Origin of the sequence: Cellulomonas sp. HD19AZ1, from assembly GCF_004535805.1 — a bacterium.
Taxonomy (GTDB): Bacteria; Actinomycetota; Actinomycetes; order Actinomycetales; family Cellulomonadaceae; genus Cellulomonas; species Cellulomonas iranensis.
In genome coordinates this window covers 562753-578174 of record NZ_SPHX01000002.1, presented here as the reverse complement: position 1 = coordinate 578174, position 15422 = coordinate 562753, and the positions used below count along the sequence as shown (strand labels likewise).

Sequence of the window (15422 nt, the reverse complement as noted above, 5' to 3'; positions counted from 1 at the left end):
TGTCGACGTGAGCCCGTCCCGTCCGCCCGCGGTCTACCTCGACCACGCGGCCACCACGCCGATGCGCCCCCGGGCGCTCGCCGCGCTCACCGACGCGCTGACGCGCACCGGCAACCCGTCGTCGCTGCACACCGCGGGGCGCACGGCGCGCCGCACGGTCGAGGAGGCGCGCGAGCGGGTGGCCGCCTCGCTCGGCGCCCGGCCGAGCGAGGTCGTGTGGACCGCGGGCGGCACCGAGGCCGACAACCTGGCGGTCAAGGGGCTGTTCTGGGCGCGGCACGCGCAGGACGTGCGCCGCCGCCGCGTCGTGGTGTCGGCGGTCGAGCACCACGCGGTGCTCGACCCCGCGTTCTGGCTGGCCGAGCACTCGGGCGCCGAGCTCGTGCTGCTGCCCGTCGACGCCGAGGGCGTCGTCGAGGTCGACGCGCTGCGGGCCGAGCTCGACGAGCACGGCGACGCGGTCGCGCTGGTCTCGGTGATGTGGGCCAACAACGAGGTCGGCACGCTGCAGCCGCTCGACGAGGTCGTCGCGCTCGCGCGCCGGCACGGCGTCCCCGTGCACGCGGACGCCGTGCAGGCCGTCGGCCAGGTGCCGGTCGACCTCGCGGCGTCGGGCGTCGACGCGCTCACGGTGAGCGGCCACAAGGTCGGGGGACCGGGCTCGACGGGTGCGCTGCTGCTGCGGCGCGGTCTGGCGGTCACGCCCGTGCTGCACGGCGGCGGGCAGGAGCGCGACGTGCGCTCGGGCACGCTCGACGCGCCGCTGCTCGCGTCGTTCGCGACGGCCGTCGAGGAGGCGGTCGCCGAGCGCGCCGAGCACGCCGCGCGCGTCGCGGCCCTGCGCGACGACCTCGTCCGGCGCGTGCTCGCCGAGGTCCCGGGTGCCACGCTGCGCGGGCCGTCCGACCCGGCGCGTCGGCTGCCGGCCAACGCGCACCTGACGTTCGCGGGCTGCGAGGGCGACTCGCTGCTCTACCTGCTGGACGCCGCGGGCGTCGAGGCGTCGACCGGGTCGGCGTGCCAGGCCGGCGTGCCACGCCCCTCGCACGTGCTGCTCGCGATGGGTGTGGGGGAGGACGACGCGCGGGGCGCGCTGCGGTTCTCGTTCGGCGGCACGTCGACCCAGGCCGACGTGGACGCGGTCGTCGCGGCCCTGCCCGCAGCGGTCGAGCGCGCCCGCGCCGCCGGGCTCACGTCGACGCTGGTGGGTGCCTGATGCGCGTGCTCGCCGCCATGTCGGGCGGGGTCGACTCGGCCGTCGCCGCCGCGCGCGCTGTCGACGCGGGGCACGACGTCGTGGGCGTGCACATGGCGCTGTCGCGCACGCCCGCGCAGGAGCGCACCGGGTCCCGGGGCTGCTGCTCGATCGAGGACGCGTCGGACGCGCGCCGCGCGGCGGACGTGCTCGGCATCCCGTACTACGTGTGGGACATGTCGGAGCGGTTCGAGCAGACGGTCGTCGCGGACTTCCTCGCCGAGTACGCCGCGGGCCGCACGCCCAACCCGTGCGTGCGCTGCAACGAGCACGTGAAGTTCGCCGCTCTGCTCGACAAGGCGCTCGCGCTCGGGTTCGACGCGGTGTGCACCGGGCACTACGCACGCGTCGTCGACCGTGCCGACGGCACGCGCGAGCTGCACCGGGCGTCCGACGCCGCGAAGGACCAGTCGTACGTGCTGGCCGTCATGGGCCCCGAGCGGCTCGCGCGCGCGGTCTTCCCGCTCGGCGACGTGACGTCGAAGGCGGAGGTCCGGGCCGAGGCCGTCGCGCGCGGTCTGTCGGTCGCGGCGAAGCCCGACTCGTACGACATCTGCTTCGTCGCCGACGGCGACACCCAGGGCTTCCTGCGCCGTGCGCTCGGCGAGCAGCCGGGCGACGTCGTGGACGAGGGCGGCGAGGTCGTCGGCCGCCACGACGGCGCCTACGCCTACACGGTGGGTCAGCGGCGCGGGCTCGCGCTCGGGCGCCCCGCGGCCGACGGCCGCCCGCGTTACGTGCTGGCCGTCGAGCCCGTGCAGCGGCGCGTGGTCGTCGGCCCCGCCGAGTCGCTCGACGTCGCGCACGTGGTCGGTGCGTCCGCGGTGTGGTTCGCCGACGTGCCCGCGCCGGGGACGACGCTCACGGCGCAGGTCCGCGCGCACGGCGCCGACGTGCCCGCGCGCGTGCTCGCCGCCGACGCGGACGGCGTCACGGTCGACGTCACGGGCGCCGGGCTGCGGGGCGTCGCGGCGGGCCAGTCGCTCGTGCTGTACGACGGCACGCGCGTGCTGGGGCAGGCCACGGTCGCCGCGACGCGCGCACCCGCCGACGTGGTGCCCGCGCCGGGACGCACGGCGTGACGGGCGTCAGCGGCGTCGGCCCCTGGCCCGGGACCGACGCGCTCGAGGTCGCGAGCACGGTCGTCGGCGACCTGGTCGACACGCCGAGCGAGGTCGTGGGTCACCCGTTCACCGTGCTGCTGCCCGCGCGCGGGCCCTGGGGCGACGCGACGGGCGCCGCGGTCGCGCTGCTCGCCGACCTGCCCTCCGAGCTCGGGCCGCACGGCTGGAAGCTCGCCGACCGACCGGGGCGCGACCTCGAGCGCGCGCGGGCCCACGCGCGCGAGGACCTCGACGCGCTCGCGGTCGCGGCGCACGGCTACGCGGGCCCGCTCGTGCTGCCCGCGCTGGGGCCGTTCACGCTCGCGGCCGACGTCTACCTCGCGCGCGGCGACCGCATGCTGTCCGACCCCGGTGCGGTCCGCGACGCCGTCGGCTCGGTCGCCGCGGGGCTCGCCGAGCGCGTCGCCGACGTGCGACGGGTCGTCCCCGGCGCCGACGTCCGCGTGCTGCTGCGCGAGCCGCTGCTGGCTCCCGTGCTCGCCGGGGCCGTGCCCGGGTTCTCCGGGCGGGCGCCGCTGCGCCGCGTGCCGGGACCCGTCGTGGCCGAGGGGCTCGGCGCCGTGGCGGACGCGGTGCGCGCCGCGGGGGCGACCGCGCTGGTCGTGCACGGCGGCACCGCGTGGTCCGCGCTCGCGGCCGTGCGGGCGTCGTCCGCCGACGGCGCGGCGCTCGCGGTCGCCGGCATCGGCGAGCGCGGCTGGGAGGAGGTCGCGCAGGTCGTCGAGGACGGCCGCGCGTTCTGGCCCGAGCTGCCGCCGCAGGCGTCGTCGCAGTGCGCGGGCCCCGACGTCGTCGGGCAGGCCGACGCGCTGACACGCCCCTGGCGGGCCGTCGGGCTGCCCGCCGCCGCGCTGCGCGACGTCGTGCTGCTCGCGGGCGCACCGCCCGAGCGGGCGACCCCCGACGACGCGCGCGGCGCGCTCGCCGGTCTCGTGCGTGCCGCGAGCCTCGTCGCCGAACGGGCGGAAGGATGACCACCGTGCCCCCCACCCCTCCGCCCGGCACCTCGCCGCCCGGGCCCGCGCCGCTCGACCGCCCCGCACCGCCCACGCGGCGCGCCCCGCGCTCGCGCCGCCGCGCGCTCGCGCTCCTCGTCACGACCGCACTCGGGCTCGTCGGCGTCGTGACGCTCCTGGTCACGTGGGTGAGCATCGGCGTGCGGACCGTGCAGGCGGCGCAGGACGCCGCACCGGGCACGTGCCTCGCGGCGTACGAGGCCGGCGAGGCCGACGCACGCGTCGGGTTCGGCGTCGTGCCCGCGCGCTCGGTCTGCACGTGGGACGTCGACGGTGCGCGCGAGCGGTCCGTCGTCGCGGCGGCGCCCACGGCCGTGGTGGTCGGTGGGCTCGTGCTGCTGCTCGGCGGTGCGGCCGGGACGGCCGTCGCGGTGCTGCCGCCCCGGCAGGCACGCGCCGCCGCGGGCGGTGCGGCCGCACGCCGCGGCGACGCGCCATGATGTCCGCCGTGACCGACGTGCCCCCCACCACGACCGGAGCGCGGCTGCGCGCGTGGTTCCGCGACCTGGGCGCCGTCGTCGCGCACGGCGTGCGGCTGTGGGTGCGCTGGTGGCCCGTGCTGCTCGTGCTCGCGCTCCTCGCGGTCGCGGGTCGTCACGCGGCCGGCTGGGCCGCCGTCAACGCCGCGGGCGTCAGCAACACCCTCGGGTGGGCCGTGCTCGTGCTCGCGCCGCTGTGCATGGTCGCCGGCATCGTCGCGATGCTGCACGTGCTGCGGCGCGACCTGCCCGCGCTCGCCGCGATCGGGCGCACGCGCGCGCCCGACGACCCGACCTCGGGCCACGAGCGCGGGCTCGTCGACGTCCTGGGCTCGGTGTTCGTGCCGTTCCTCGCGCTGTACGCGTCGTACGGGTTCCTCGCCGACGACCGCGCCCGGTTCTTCAACACGGCCGCGTACCGGGCGTTCCGGGAGAACGGGTTCTCGCTCACGGGCGACCGGGCCGACGGCTCGTTCGTCGACCTCGCGAGCGGCTGGTGGGTCGTGCTGGTGGTGGGCGTGGCGGTCGTGCTGCGGTGGGCGCTCGGCCGCTGGGAGGGCCGCAGCCACCGGCGCGCGCTCGCGTTCGTCGGCGCGTACGTCGAGGCGTTCTGGCTGCTCGTGGCCGCGGCCTTCGCGACCGAGCTCACCGGCCGGGTCTGGGCGTGGGTCGAGACGCGGCGCGCGGTGTCGATCGTGCTCGAGTGGTGGTTGACGGCGCTCGACGCGCTGGGCCCGCTGGCAGGTCCGGTCGACGCGGTCGTCGACACGGTCGCGGGCGTGCTGGGGAACCTCGACGACCTCGTCGTCATCCCGCTCGCGTGGCTGACGGTCGGCGCGGTGGTCTACGGGCACCGCCTGGCCGACCCGCCGCGCCCGCGGCGCACGGCTCCCGCGGCCTGGCAGCGCGTGCCGGCCCCCGTGCGCCGGTGGTCGACCGAGGCGGCGGCGCCCGTCGTCGGCGACGTGCGGGGACGGTTCACGGCGCTCGCGGACGGGCTGCGGCGCATGGCCGTCGCGGGTCTCGGGCCGATGCTGGTGTTCGCGCTCGCGTTCCTCGTCGCGACCCGTGTCGAGGAGGGCGTGCTGCTGCTGGGGCGGGCGGTGCTCGGCCCGCAGGACGTCCGCACGTGGCTGGCGTTCGTGCCGATGCTCGAGGGGCTCGCGACCGCGATCGGGCTGACGCTGACGATCGCGCTGCTCGCGGCCGGCGTCGACCGCGTGGTGCGGGGGCAGGGCGCGCCCCGGGGTGACGACGAGGCCCCCGTCGAGCCGCAGGCGGCCGACGCGCGCTGACGGGCGACCGACGCCCGACGGGTGGGAGGGCCTTGACGCGCGTCCAGATGTGCGTAATCGTTTCCACACCGAACCGACCGGTCGGTGTGACGAAGGAGTGACACCATGCCCATCCCCGTGATCCTCGACTGCGACCCGGGGCACGACGACGTCTTCGCCATCTGGCTGGCCGCGGGCAACCCCGCGCTCGACCTGCGCGCGATCACCACGGTGTCCGGCAACGGGTACCTCGAGCACACGACGCGCAACGCGCTCGTCGCGTGCACGGTCGCCGGGATCGAGGGCGTGCCCGTCGCGGCCGGCGCCGACCGCCCGCTGGCCCGGACCCTGACGCCCGCGTCGTGGATCCACGGCGAGAACGCCCTCGGGGGGCCGGAGCTGCCCGAGCCCACGGTCGCGCTCGACCCGCGCCCGGCGGTGCAGCTCGTGCTCGACACGCTCGAGGCGAGCGACGAGCCCGTGACGATCATCCCGACCGGCCCGCTCACCAACGTCGCGACGCTGCTGCGCGACCACCCCGAGGCGCGCGACCGGATCCGCGAGATCGTGTGGATGGGCGGCTCCACGACCAGGGGGAACGCGACGCCGTACGCGGAGTTCAACGCGTGGGCCGACCCCGAGGCGGTGGACGTCGTGCTCGCGTCGGGCGTGCCGTTCACGATGGTCGGGCTCAACATCACGCACCAGGCGCTCATCAGCGCGCAGGTGCGCGAGCGCATCGCGGCGATCGGCAACGCGACCTCGGCGTTCGGCGTCGAGCTCCTCGACTATTTCTGCTCGACGTACCTCGAGGCCGAGAAGATGCCCGAGGGCCCGCTGCACGACCCGGTCGCGGTGGCGCTCGTGGCCGACCCGGCCGTGGCGACGACCGTCCGCACGCGGGTGGACGTCGAGCTGCGCGGCGAGCGCACCGCGGGTGCGACCTGCGTCGACCTCATCGACATCCTGCGCCTGGAGCACAACGCGACGGTGGCCCTCGACCTCGACGTCGAGCGGTTCTGGGGCCTCGTCGAGTCCGCGCTGCGCGCCCTCCGCTGAGGGCGTCCGTCAGCGACTGCGCGTAAACGATTGCGCATTCTTGCCCGTCCCATCGACCCCGCACGTCCCGCCTCATGCGAATCGAAGGAGCTTCGACATGACCGCACGACCCACCGCCCGTCGGCCGCTCGCCCTCGCCGCGCTCGTCGCCCTCGCGCTCGCCGCGTGCGCCGCGCCACCGGCACCCGAGCCCGACGCCGCCACCGCCGGCACGTCCGGGCGCGACTACACCGCGTGCATGGTCTCCGACTTCGGGGGCCTCGACGACAAGGGCTTCAACCAGGCCGTCCGTGACGGCATGCGCACCGCCGAGCAGGAGCTCGGCGTCCGGACCCTCACGCTCGAGTCGAACAGCGAGACCGACTACGCGCCCAACCTCGAGCAGGCCTACCAGCAGGGCTGCGACCTGACCGTCACGGTCGGGTTCTCCACCGCCGACGCCGCCCGGACGGCCGCCGAGCGGTACCCGGACCGCAGCTTCGCGATCGTCGACGACTCCTCGATCGACCTGCCGAACGTCAAGCCGGTCGTCTACGACACCGCGCAGGCGGCGTTCCTCGCGGGGTACCTCGCGGCCGGGTACTCGCGCACCGGCGTCGTCGGGGTCTACGGCGGGCAGCCGTTCCCGCCCGTCATGCTCTTCCTCGACGGCTTCGCCGACGGCGTCGCGCACTACAACGAGGTGCACGGCACCGACGTGCGCCTGCTGGGCTGGGACAAGGCCAGCCAGACCGGCACCTTCTCCGGAACGTTCGACGACATCGCCGCGGGCAAGTCCGTCACCCGCAACCTGCTCGACCAGGGCGCCGACGTGGTCATGCCGGTCGCCGGGTCGCTCTACCAGGGCACCGCCGAGGCGCTGCGCGACGCGGGCCGGGGCGTGCTCATCGGCGTCGACAACGACACGTACGCGATCGCGCCGCAGTACGGCGACCTGATCCTCAGCTCGGTCATGAAGCAGATGGGCGACGCGATCGTGAGCGTCGTCGACGAGGGGTCGCAGGGGCGCTTCGACGCCACGCCGTACGTCGGCGACCTCGCCAACGCCGGCGTCGACCTGGCGCCGTACCACGACCTGGCCGACACCCTGCCGGACGGCCTCGCCGACGAGGTCGCCGCCCTGCGCCAGCAGGTCGCCGACGGCGAGATCGTCGTCGAGTCGGTCAACTCCCCGCGCTGACCCCGGGGCCGCGGGGCGCGACGCCGCGCCCCGCGGCCCGGAAGGAGGAACGATGAAGCTCGAGCTGCGCGGCATCACCAAGCGCTTCGGGACCCTGGTCGCCAACGACGCGATCGACCTCGTGGTCGAGCCGGGGCAGATCCACTGCCTGCTCGGCGAGAACGGCGCCGGCAAGTCGACCCTCATGAACGTGCTGTACGGCCTGCTGCGCGCCGACGCCGGCCAGATCCTGCTCGACGGCGCGCCGCAGCGCTTCGACGGACCGGGCGACGCGATGCGCGCCGGCATCGGCATGGTGCACCAGCACTTCATGCTTGTGCCGGTCCTCACGGTCGCCGAGAACGTCGTCCTCGGCGACGAGGACGTGCGCGGCCCCGGCTGGCTCGACATGCGCACCGCGCGGCGGCGGGTGCGGGAGATCTCGGAGCGGTTCGGCTTCGACCTCGACCCCGACGCGCTCGTCGGCGACCTGCCCGTCGGCGTGCAGCAGCGCGTCGAGATCGTCAAGGCGCTGGCCCGCGACGCGCGGGTCCTGGTGCTCGACGAGCCCACCGCCGTCCTGACCCCGCAGGAGACCGACGAGCTCATGGCGACGATGCGGCGCCTCGCCGACGCCGGCACCGCGCTCGTCTTCATCACCCACAAGCTGCGGGAGGTGCGCGAGGTCGCCGACCGCATCACGGTGATCCGGCACGGCCGCGTCGCCGGCGCCGCCGAGCCCGGCACCACCACGCGCGAGCTCGCGCGGCTCATGGTTGGGCGCGACGTCACGCTCACCGTCGACCGCCCGCCCGCACGCCCGCGCGGCGACGGGCTGCGCGTCGACGGGCTCACGGTCCGCGACGCGAGCGGGCGCGCCCTCGTCGACGACGTGACGCTGCAGGTCCGCGGGGGAGAGGTGCTGGGGATCGCCGGCGTCCAGGGCAACGGGCAGACCGAGCTCGTCGAGGCGATCACCGGGCTGCGGGCACCGTCCGCGGGGACCGTGCGCCTCGGGGACGACGACCTCACGCGCGCCGGGGTCCGCGCCGTGCTCGCGGCCGGCGTCGGGCACGTCCCCGAGGACCGCACGCACGACGGGCTGGTCGGCGAGTTCTCGATCGCCGAGAACCTCGTCCTCGACCGCTCGTTCGGGCCGCCGTTCGTGCGGCGCGGCGAGGTCCGCCGTGCGCACCTGGCCGAGTTCGCCCGCCAGCGCGTCGACGAGTTCGACGTGCGGACCTCGTCGATCCGCACGCAGGTGCGGCGGCTCTCGGGCGGCAACCAGCAGAAGGTCGTCATCGCGCGCGAGCTGGCCCGGCCCCTGCGCCTGCTCGTGGCGGCGCAGCCGACCCGCGGCGTCGACGTCGGCTCCATCGAGTTCATCCACCGGCGCATCGTCGAGACCCGCGACGCGGGCACCGCGGTGGTCGTGGTGTCCACCGAGATCGACGAGGTGCTCGGTCTCGCCGACCGCATCGCGGTGATGTACCGCGGGCGCGTCGTGGGCGTCGTCCCGGCCGGGACGAGCCGGGAGGTGCTCGGTCTGATGATGGCCGGCACCCCGATCGAGGAGACGGACGCGGCATGAGCGACGTGCAGACCCCCGTGCGCGAGCAGGCGCACCAGGAGCCTCCGCCGGACCGCGCGGGCGCCGTGCTGCGCGCCGTGACGCAGGGACGCGTGACCACCTCGTTGCTCGCGGTGCTCATGGCGTTCGTGCTCGGCGCGCTGCTGGTGTGCCTCACCGACGACCGCGTCGCGGCCGCCGCACCGTACTTCCTGCGGCGGCCCGGCGACCTGCTCGCGGCGGTCGGGCAGGCCGTGGGCGGCGCGTACCTCGCGCTCTTCCAGGGAGCCGTGTGGGCGCCGCGCGACACGTTCGCCGCGAGCATCCGCCCCCTGACCGACAGCCTGATGTTCGCCACGCCCCTCATCACCGCCGGCCTCGGGGTCGCGCTCGCGTTCCGCGTCGGCATGTTCAACATCGGTGCGCGCGGGCAGATCCTCGTCGCTGCGGCGTGCGCCGGGTGGGCGTCGTCCTCGCTGCACCTGCCGGTGGGCGTGCACGTCGCCGTCGCGCTCGCCGCGGGCCTGGCCGGCGGGGCGCTGTGGGGCGGGATCGCCGGGCTGCTCAAGGCCCGCACCGGCGCGCACGAGGTGATCGTCACGATCATGCTCAACTACGTCGCGTTCTACCTGGTCTCGCTGCTGCTGCGCACGCCGGTGCTGCAGGTCGAGGGGTCGGCCAACCCGCGCTCGCGCCCCGCGGACGCCACCGCGGTGCTGCCGCCGCTGTTCGGGGACGCGCACACCACGCACGCCGGGTTCGTGCTCGCGCTGCTCGCGGTCGCGGGCGTGTGGTGGCTGCTCGACCGCTCCGCGCTCGGGTTCCGGTTCCGCGCCGTGGGCCTCAACCCCCGAGCGGCACGTGTCGCGGGCATCGACGTCGAGCGCGTGTACCTCGTCGTCATGGTCCTGGCGGGTGCGCTCGCCGGCCTGGCCGGCGCCGGGCAGGTGCTCGGCACCGTCACCACCGGGTTCGGCGTGAGCATCGAGGCGGGCATCGGCTTCGAGGCCATCACGGTGGCCCTGCTGGGCCGGTCGCGACCCCTCGGCGTGCTGCTCGCCGGCCTGCTGTTCGGCGCGTTCAAGGCCGGCGGGTTCGCGATGCAGTCCATGCAGGCCATCCCCGTCGACCTCGTCCTCGTGCTGCAGTCGCTCATCGTCCTGTTCATCGCGGCGCCCCCGCTCGTGCGCGCCCTGTTCCGGATCCCCGCCCCGGCGCGGGGCCAGGAGTGAGACCCATGACCCCCACCCAGCTCCTGCGGTCCCTCGCGCCCCGGCGCGACGGACGCGCCGGGACGGCCGCGGCGTCGTGGCGCACGCCGGTCACGATGGCCGTCCTCACGCTCGCCGCCGCGCTCGCGGCGGCGCTCGGGCCGCGCACGGGCACGACGTCGTTCCGGCTGTCCGAGCCGACCGACGTGCTCGCGCTGCCGACGGCGACCGTGCCCGCGCAGGCCGCGACCGTCGCGCTCACGCTCGTCATGGCGGCGCTGTGCGCCGTGGCGGCCCTGCGGGTCCGCGCCGGGCGCCCGCCCGCCCGGGCCCTGGCGCCCGCGTTCGGGACCGCGTTCGTGCTGGCCCTGCTCACGTGGGCCGCCGCCGGCGCGACCGTCCCGGTCGTCGGGCTGCTCGGCGGTGCGCTCGCGCTGTCCATCCCGCTCGTGTTCGGCGCCATGGGCGGCGTGCTGTCCGAGCGCGTCGGCGTCGTCAACGTCGCGATCGAGGGTCAGCTGCTGGCGGGTGCGTGCGTGTCCGCCGTCGTCGCGACCGTGACCGGGCAGCCGCTCGTGGGACTCGTCGCCGCGGTCGTCGCGGGCGCGCTCGTGGCCACCGTGCTGGCGGTCTTCTCCGTCCGGTACCTGGTCGACCAGGTCATCGTCGGGATCGTCCTCAACGTGCTCGTCACGGGCCTCACCGGGTTCTTCTACTCCACGGCCCTGGCACCCGACGCGGCCCGCCTCAACTCGCCCGCGCGGCTCCCGCAGATCGCGCTGCCCGTGCTGGGCGACCTCCCCGTCGTCGGCCCCGTGCTGTTCCGCCAGACCGTGGTCGTGTACGCGATGTACGTCGTCGTCGCGGTCGTGTGGGTCGTGCTGTTCCGCACGCGGCAGGGCCTGCGCATCCGCGCCGTGGGCGAGCACCCCGAGGCGGCGGACACCGTCGGCATCGACGTGCGCGCCACCCGGGTGCGCGTCGTCGCGCTGGCCGGGGCGGTCGCCGGTCTCGGGGGCGCCTACTTCACCCTCGGGTCCGTGGGAGGGTTCGGCAAGGACATGACGGCCGGCGCCGGGTTCATCGCGCTCGCGGCCGTCATCCTGGGCGGCTGGCACCCGCTGCGCGCCGCGGCCGCGGCGCTGCTGTTCGGGTTCGTCAGCAACCTGCAGAACGTGCTGGGGATCGTGGGGTCGCCGCTGCCCAGCGAGCTCATGCTCATGCTGCCGTACCTGGTGACCGTGCTCGCGGTCGCCGGGGTGGTCGGGAAGGTCCGGGCGCCCGCCGCGAGCGGGACCGCGTACGAGGGGGCGTCATGAAGCGCACGCTGCTGGTGGTCGGGTCCGTCAACGTCGACGCCGTCTCGGGGGTCGAGCGGTTCCCGGCGCCGGGGGAGACGGTGCTGGCGTCGTCCTACCGTCAGGGGCTCGGCGGCAAGGGCGCCAACCAGGCCGTCGCCGCGGCGCTCGACGGCGCCCGGGTCGAGCTCGTCGCGCGCACGGGCGACGACGCGGGCGGCGCCGCCGTGCGGGCCGAGCTCGCCGCGTGGGGCGTCGACGTGACGGACGTGGCGGCCGTGCGCGGCGTGCCGACCGGGATCGCGCAGATCCTCGTCGACGCCCGGGGCGAGAACATGATCGCGGTCAGCTCGGGCGCCAACGACGCGCTCGACGCGGCGGCGGTCGACGCGCTCGCGGACCGGCTCGGGCCCGGCACGACCGTGCTGTCGCAGGGCGAGGTGCCCGTCGAGGTGCTCGACCGCCTCGCCGAGGTGTGCCGGGACCGGGGCGCGCGGTTCGTCCTCAACCTGGCGCCGCCGCGCGACGTCGCACCGCGGACCCTGCGCACGGCGGACCCGCTGGTCGTCAACGAGCACGAGGCGCGCACGCTCGGCCTCGACGGCGCCGATCCCGAGGACTGGCGGCTCGCGTGCGCGGCCGCCGCGGGCCGGCTCGCGGAGGCGGTCGTCGTGACGCTCGGCGCGCGCGGCGCGGTGGCGGCGACGTGCACGTCGTCGGCCTACGTCGCCGCGCCCGTCGTCGACGCCGTCGACGCGACCGGGGCGGGCGACGCGTTCGTCGGGGTGCTCGCGTCCCGGCTCGCCGTGGGCGTCGACCTGGGCGGTGCGGTGCAGAGCGCGGTCGCCGCGGCCTCGCAGGCGGTGACCCGGCACGGGACCGTCGAGTCGTACCCGCGCCGCTGAGCCCCTCAGGGGCGCGTGGTCGACGCGCGGACGAGCAGCTCGGGGCTGATCCGGCTCTGCCGGGTCGGCGCCGCGCCGTCCGCGATCCGCGCCAGCAGGGTGCGGGTGACCTCCTGCGCCAGCGCGGCGAACGGCTGCACGACCGTCGTGAGCGCCGGTTCGGTGATGCCCGCGATCACGGTGCCGTCGAACCCCGTGACGAGCACGCGCCCAGGCACGTCGACGCCGAGGCGGCGCAGCGTCGTGACCACGCCGACGGCGAGCAGGTCGTCGGCGGCGACGACCGCGTCGGGCAGCGGGCCGCGTGCGACCAGCTCCTCGGCGGCGCGCTGCCCGGCCTCGAGGCTGAAGTCGTCGAGCAGGGGTGCGTGCACCTCGAGACCCGTGCGGGCGACGGCCGCCTCGAAGCCCTCGCGGCGCTCGACGCCCGCCGACGTCACGTCGTCGGCGCCGACGAGGACGACGCTGCGGGCGCCACGGTCCACGAGGTGGTCGACGACGACACGCATGCCGAGCGCGTTGTCGACCCCGACGAAGTCGGTGGTCAGGCCCTCGACACGGCGGTCGAGCTGCACCACCGGAGCGTGCCGGCGTGCCGCGCGCAGCGCGGGGGCGGAGCGCTCGACGTCGGCCGGCACCACCACGAGGCCGTCGATCTGGCGTCCGACGAGCGTCCGCAGCCGGCGGGCCTCGTGGTCCACGTCGCCGTGCGAGTCCGCGATCAGCAGCTCGAGCCCGGGCTCGACGAGCGCGCCCTCGACCGCGTCGACGAGCTGCGCGAAGTACGGGTTGCCGATGACGGGGACCGTCATGCCCACCGTGCGCGTCGAGCCCTCCCGCAGCGCGCGCCCGACGCTGTTCACCTGGTAGCCCAGGCGCCGCGCGACGGCGGTGACGTGCGCCGTCGTCGACGCGGAGACGCGGTTGCGGCCGGTCAGCGCGCGCGACGCGGTCGCGATCGACACGCCCGCCGCCTCGGCCACGTCGCGCAGCCGCACCTCGTCCGTCATGGTCCGCTCCCTCGTCGGCGCCATCCTGTCACGCAGGGGGCGTCCGCCCGCGTCACTCGCGCGCGGTCGGCAGGACGACGTGCTGGGGCAGCTGCCACCACAGGACCACGTCGCTGACCTGGACGTCCGCGGGCAGGACCACGACCGGGGAGACGGTCCACGTGGCCGGGCGCCGCGGGGTCGAGTCCGGCGTGAGCACGTCGTCGAGGTCGCCGAGCGAGGGTGCCGGGCCGGGTGCGTCGACCGGCACGCAGGGGGAGGCCGGCTGCGTGGTCCCCCACCCGTTCGCCACGTAGTCGTACCGCGTGCCGGCGGCGTCCCGCACGGCGAGCGAGCAGCCGCGCAGCACGACGTCGGGGTCGGCGCTCAGCGTCATCTCGACCTGCACCGCGCGGGCGCCCGCGGGCACCACGAGGTCGCGCGGCGGCGTCGTCGCGTCGACGACGGCGTCGAGCCTGACCTCGACGTCGAGCGGGCGCGTGCCGCCGAGCCCGTCGCGCACGTCCTGGTGGAACGCGACGGCCGCGCCGGGGGCGGCCGTCGTGGGATCGTGCAGGCCCTGCTCCCACCACAGCGAGCGCACGCGGTCGGCGGACGCGGCGGCCATGAGCGCCAGCGCGAGCGGCAGGGCGACCAGGGCCCAGCGGTTGCGCCGCCACCACGAGCGCGGACGCGCGGCGGCGGGGGACGGGACGGTGGTGGTCACGGCTGCTCCGGCGGTGCGTCGGACGCGGCGGGGGCGCGCACGGGGGTGTCGTCGGTCGACCACGCGTCCGCGTCGTCCTGCGTGAGGCCCAGGTCGACCTCGGCGACGTCGTCGTGGCGCTGGTCCTCGACGTCGAGGCCGACGCGCAGGCGCGCGCCCGCCACGGCCTCGGGCGGGACCTCGACGTGCAGCGTCGCGTGGCGGGGCACGCCGGGCTGCGCCGCACCGGGCAGGAACGCGGAGCGGCCCCCGGTGAACACCGTGTACGTCCGGCCGTCGCCGCCGAGCAGCTCGGCGAACGCGAGCGCGCGGGGCTGTCCCTTCGCCTCGACCGTCACGGGGACGACCAGCCAGACGCCCGGCGTCGCGAGGAGCGACCCGACCTCGGGCGCCAGGACGGTCGACCCCGTCGGCTCCTCGACGGTGAGCCGCGCGTAGCGGAGGTCGAGCGTGTCGCCGACGTCACCCTCGCGCACGAAGGGAGCGGCCACGCGCTCGTCCACCGGGAACGCCGACGTGACGACGTGACCGACCACGAGCGCGGCCAGGACGGCGGCGCCCGCGCCGAGCGCGCGGCCCGCGGGCGGGCGCACGCGGGGACGGGCCCGGCGCGCGCCGTCCGCGGCGCTCACGCGGCGTCCTCGTCGGCCACGGCCTCGCGCGCCGGCAGGTCGCCGCGCAGCACGGTCGCGGCGTCGCGCCAGCCGGCCGTCGGGTCGAGCGAGCCGGTGCCCCAGACGTGGCGCTGCAGCTGCACGGCGACGGACGTCGGCGGCGGCGTCCCGCCGTCCTGCTCGAAGAGGAAGGCGACCTCGTACGCGAGGCCGGGCTGCACGGGGCTCAGCTCCGAGCCGTCGACGAGCACCGCGACCGCGGACGCGGGCACGCCCAGGTCGCCCGGGGCCCCGACGAGGCCCGGCACGTCGTCGAGCGTGAGCGCCTCGCGCAGGACCGGTCCCAGGACGCCCGCGTCGGACGTGTTGCGCACGGTCGCCACGACGCCGAGCCAGCGGTTGCCGGGCTCGCTCAGGCCCTGCCCGGGCAGGGCGGTGGTCCACACGACGCGCTCGACGGTGAGCTCGAACGGCGCGACGTCGACGGGCACGCCGGTCGCCAGGACCTCGAGGCCGTCGTCGGTCTGCTCCTCGAGCCCGCCGAAGGCCGCGGTGGCGGCCAGCAGCACGACGGCGCCCACGACGCCGAGACGCCGCAGCGGCTGGTCGAGCACGCGGCGCGCGACGCGGCTGCCGCTCGCCCGTGCGCGGGCGCGCAGGTCGGGCGGGGCGGCGGGACCGGGCACGCGGCCGAGTGTAGGGCCGTCGCGGGGGTGCGGGACGTGCCGGCCGACGGGCGGGC

At 76.6% G+C, this 15422-nt stretch carries 15 protein-coding genes; 11 read left to right on the top strand and 4 right to left on the bottom strand.

The features are described from left to right. Positions 1-7 precede the first annotated feature (7 nt). The 11 genes from E4A51_RS06130 to E4A51_RS06080 all read left to right on the top strand — a co-directional run bounded on the left by E4A51_RS06130 (position 8) and on the right by E4A51_RS06080 (position 12350). On the top strand, positions 8-1216 hold the full coding sequence (locus tag E4A51_RS06130) for a cysteine desulfurase family protein (RefSeq protein ID WP_134851156.1): 1209 nt from the start codon (positions 8-10) through the stop codon (positions 1214-1216). After that, positions 1216-2337 (top strand): tRNA 2-thiouridine(34) synthase MnmA, encoded by a 1122-nt coding sequence (gene mnmA / locus E4A51_RS06125; RefSeq protein ID WP_046527825.1) that lies wholly within the window; start codon positions 1216-1218, stop codon positions 2335-2337. Before E4A51_RS06130 ends, mnmA begins: the two co-directional genes overlap by 1 nt. Then, entirely contained in the window at positions 2334-3353 is a 1020-nt protein-coding gene (locus tag E4A51_RS06120; protein WP_134851155.1) for a hypothetical protein, read from the top strand. The genes mnmA and E4A51_RS06120 overlap by 4 nt, the downstream gene beginning before the upstream one ends. A gap of 5 nt (positions 3354-3358) precedes the next feature. Then, positions 3359-3835: a hypothetical protein gene (locus E4A51_RS06115; protein ID WP_134851154.1), complete on the top strand. Its 477-nt coding sequence runs from the start codon at positions 3359-3361 to the stop codon at positions 3833-3835. Positions 3836-3843: 8 nt separating this feature from the next. Continuing rightward, positions 3844-5169 carry a hypothetical protein gene (locus E4A51_RS06110; RefSeq protein WP_134851153.1) on the top strand — a complete coding sequence of 442 codons (1326 nt, stop codon included), beginning with the start codon at positions 3844-3846 and terminating at the stop codon, positions 5167-5169. A gap of 105 nt (positions 5170-5274) precedes the next feature. Next, the gene (locus tag E4A51_RS06105) at positions 5275-6207 is read left to right on the top strand and encodes a nucleoside hydrolase (protein ID WP_070319717.1); all 933 of its coding nucleotides are present in this window, start codon (positions 5275-5277) and stop codon (positions 6205-6207) included. 97 nt (positions 6208-6304) lie between these two features. After that, a complete protein-coding gene (locus tag E4A51_RS06100; RefSeq protein ID WP_134851152.1) occupies positions 6305-7387 on the top strand; it encodes a BMP family protein in 1083 nt (360 codons plus the stop codon). Between the two features lie 52 nt (positions 7388-7439). Then, positions 7440-8957, top strand: coding sequence for an ABC transporter ATP-binding protein (locus E4A51_RS06095; RefSeq protein WP_070319719.1), 1518 nt, complete (start codon positions 7440-7442; stop codon positions 8955-8957). Continuing rightward, complete coding sequence (locus E4A51_RS06090; RefSeq protein ID WP_082131294.1) at positions 8954-10168, top strand: ABC transporter permease; 1215 nt, start codon at positions 8954-8956, stop codon at positions 10166-10168. The genes E4A51_RS06095 and E4A51_RS06090 overlap by 4 nt, the downstream gene beginning before the upstream one ends. A gap of 5 nt (positions 10169-10173) precedes the next feature. Continuing rightward, on the top strand, positions 10174-11466 hold the full coding sequence (locus tag E4A51_RS06085) for an ABC transporter permease (RefSeq protein WP_134851151.1): 1293 nt from the start codon (positions 10174-10176) through the stop codon (positions 11464-11466). Beyond that, positions 11463-12350 carry a ribokinase gene (locus E4A51_RS06080; RefSeq protein WP_134851150.1) on the top strand — a complete coding sequence of 296 codons (888 nt, stop codon included), beginning with the start codon at positions 11463-11465 and terminating at the stop codon, positions 12348-12350. The genes E4A51_RS06085 and E4A51_RS06080 overlap by 4 nt, the downstream gene beginning before the upstream one ends. A gap of 5 nt (positions 12351-12355) precedes the next feature. Here the strand turns inward: E4A51_RS06080 and E4A51_RS06075 are convergent, their stop codons facing one another. Genes E4A51_RS06075 through E4A51_RS06060 form a run of 4 tightly spaced genes read right to left on the bottom strand, consistent with a single transcriptional unit; the run spans position 12356 to position 15366 of the window. Next, positions 12356-13360 (bottom strand): LacI family DNA-binding transcriptional regulator, encoded by a 1005-nt coding sequence (locus E4A51_RS06075; RefSeq protein ID WP_167748832.1) that lies wholly within the window; start codon positions 13358-13360, stop codon positions 12356-12358. Between the two features lie 52 nt (positions 13361-13412). After that, positions 13413-14066 carry a hypothetical protein gene (locus E4A51_RS06070; protein WP_134851148.1) on the bottom strand — a complete coding sequence of 218 codons (654 nt, stop codon included), beginning with the start codon at positions 14064-14066 and terminating at the stop codon, positions 13413-13415. After that, positions 14063-14698: a hypothetical protein gene (locus E4A51_RS06065; RefSeq protein WP_134851147.1), complete on the bottom strand. Its 636-nt coding sequence runs from the start codon at positions 14696-14698 to the stop codon at positions 14063-14065. The genes E4A51_RS06070 and E4A51_RS06065 overlap by 4 nt, the downstream gene beginning before the upstream one ends. Further along, positions 14695-15366 (bottom strand): hypothetical protein, encoded by a 672-nt coding sequence (locus E4A51_RS06060; RefSeq protein ID WP_134851146.1) that lies wholly within the window; start codon positions 15364-15366, stop codon positions 14695-14697. The genes E4A51_RS06065 and E4A51_RS06060 overlap by 4 nt, the downstream gene beginning before the upstream one ends. Positions 15367-15422: the final 56 nt, after the last annotated feature.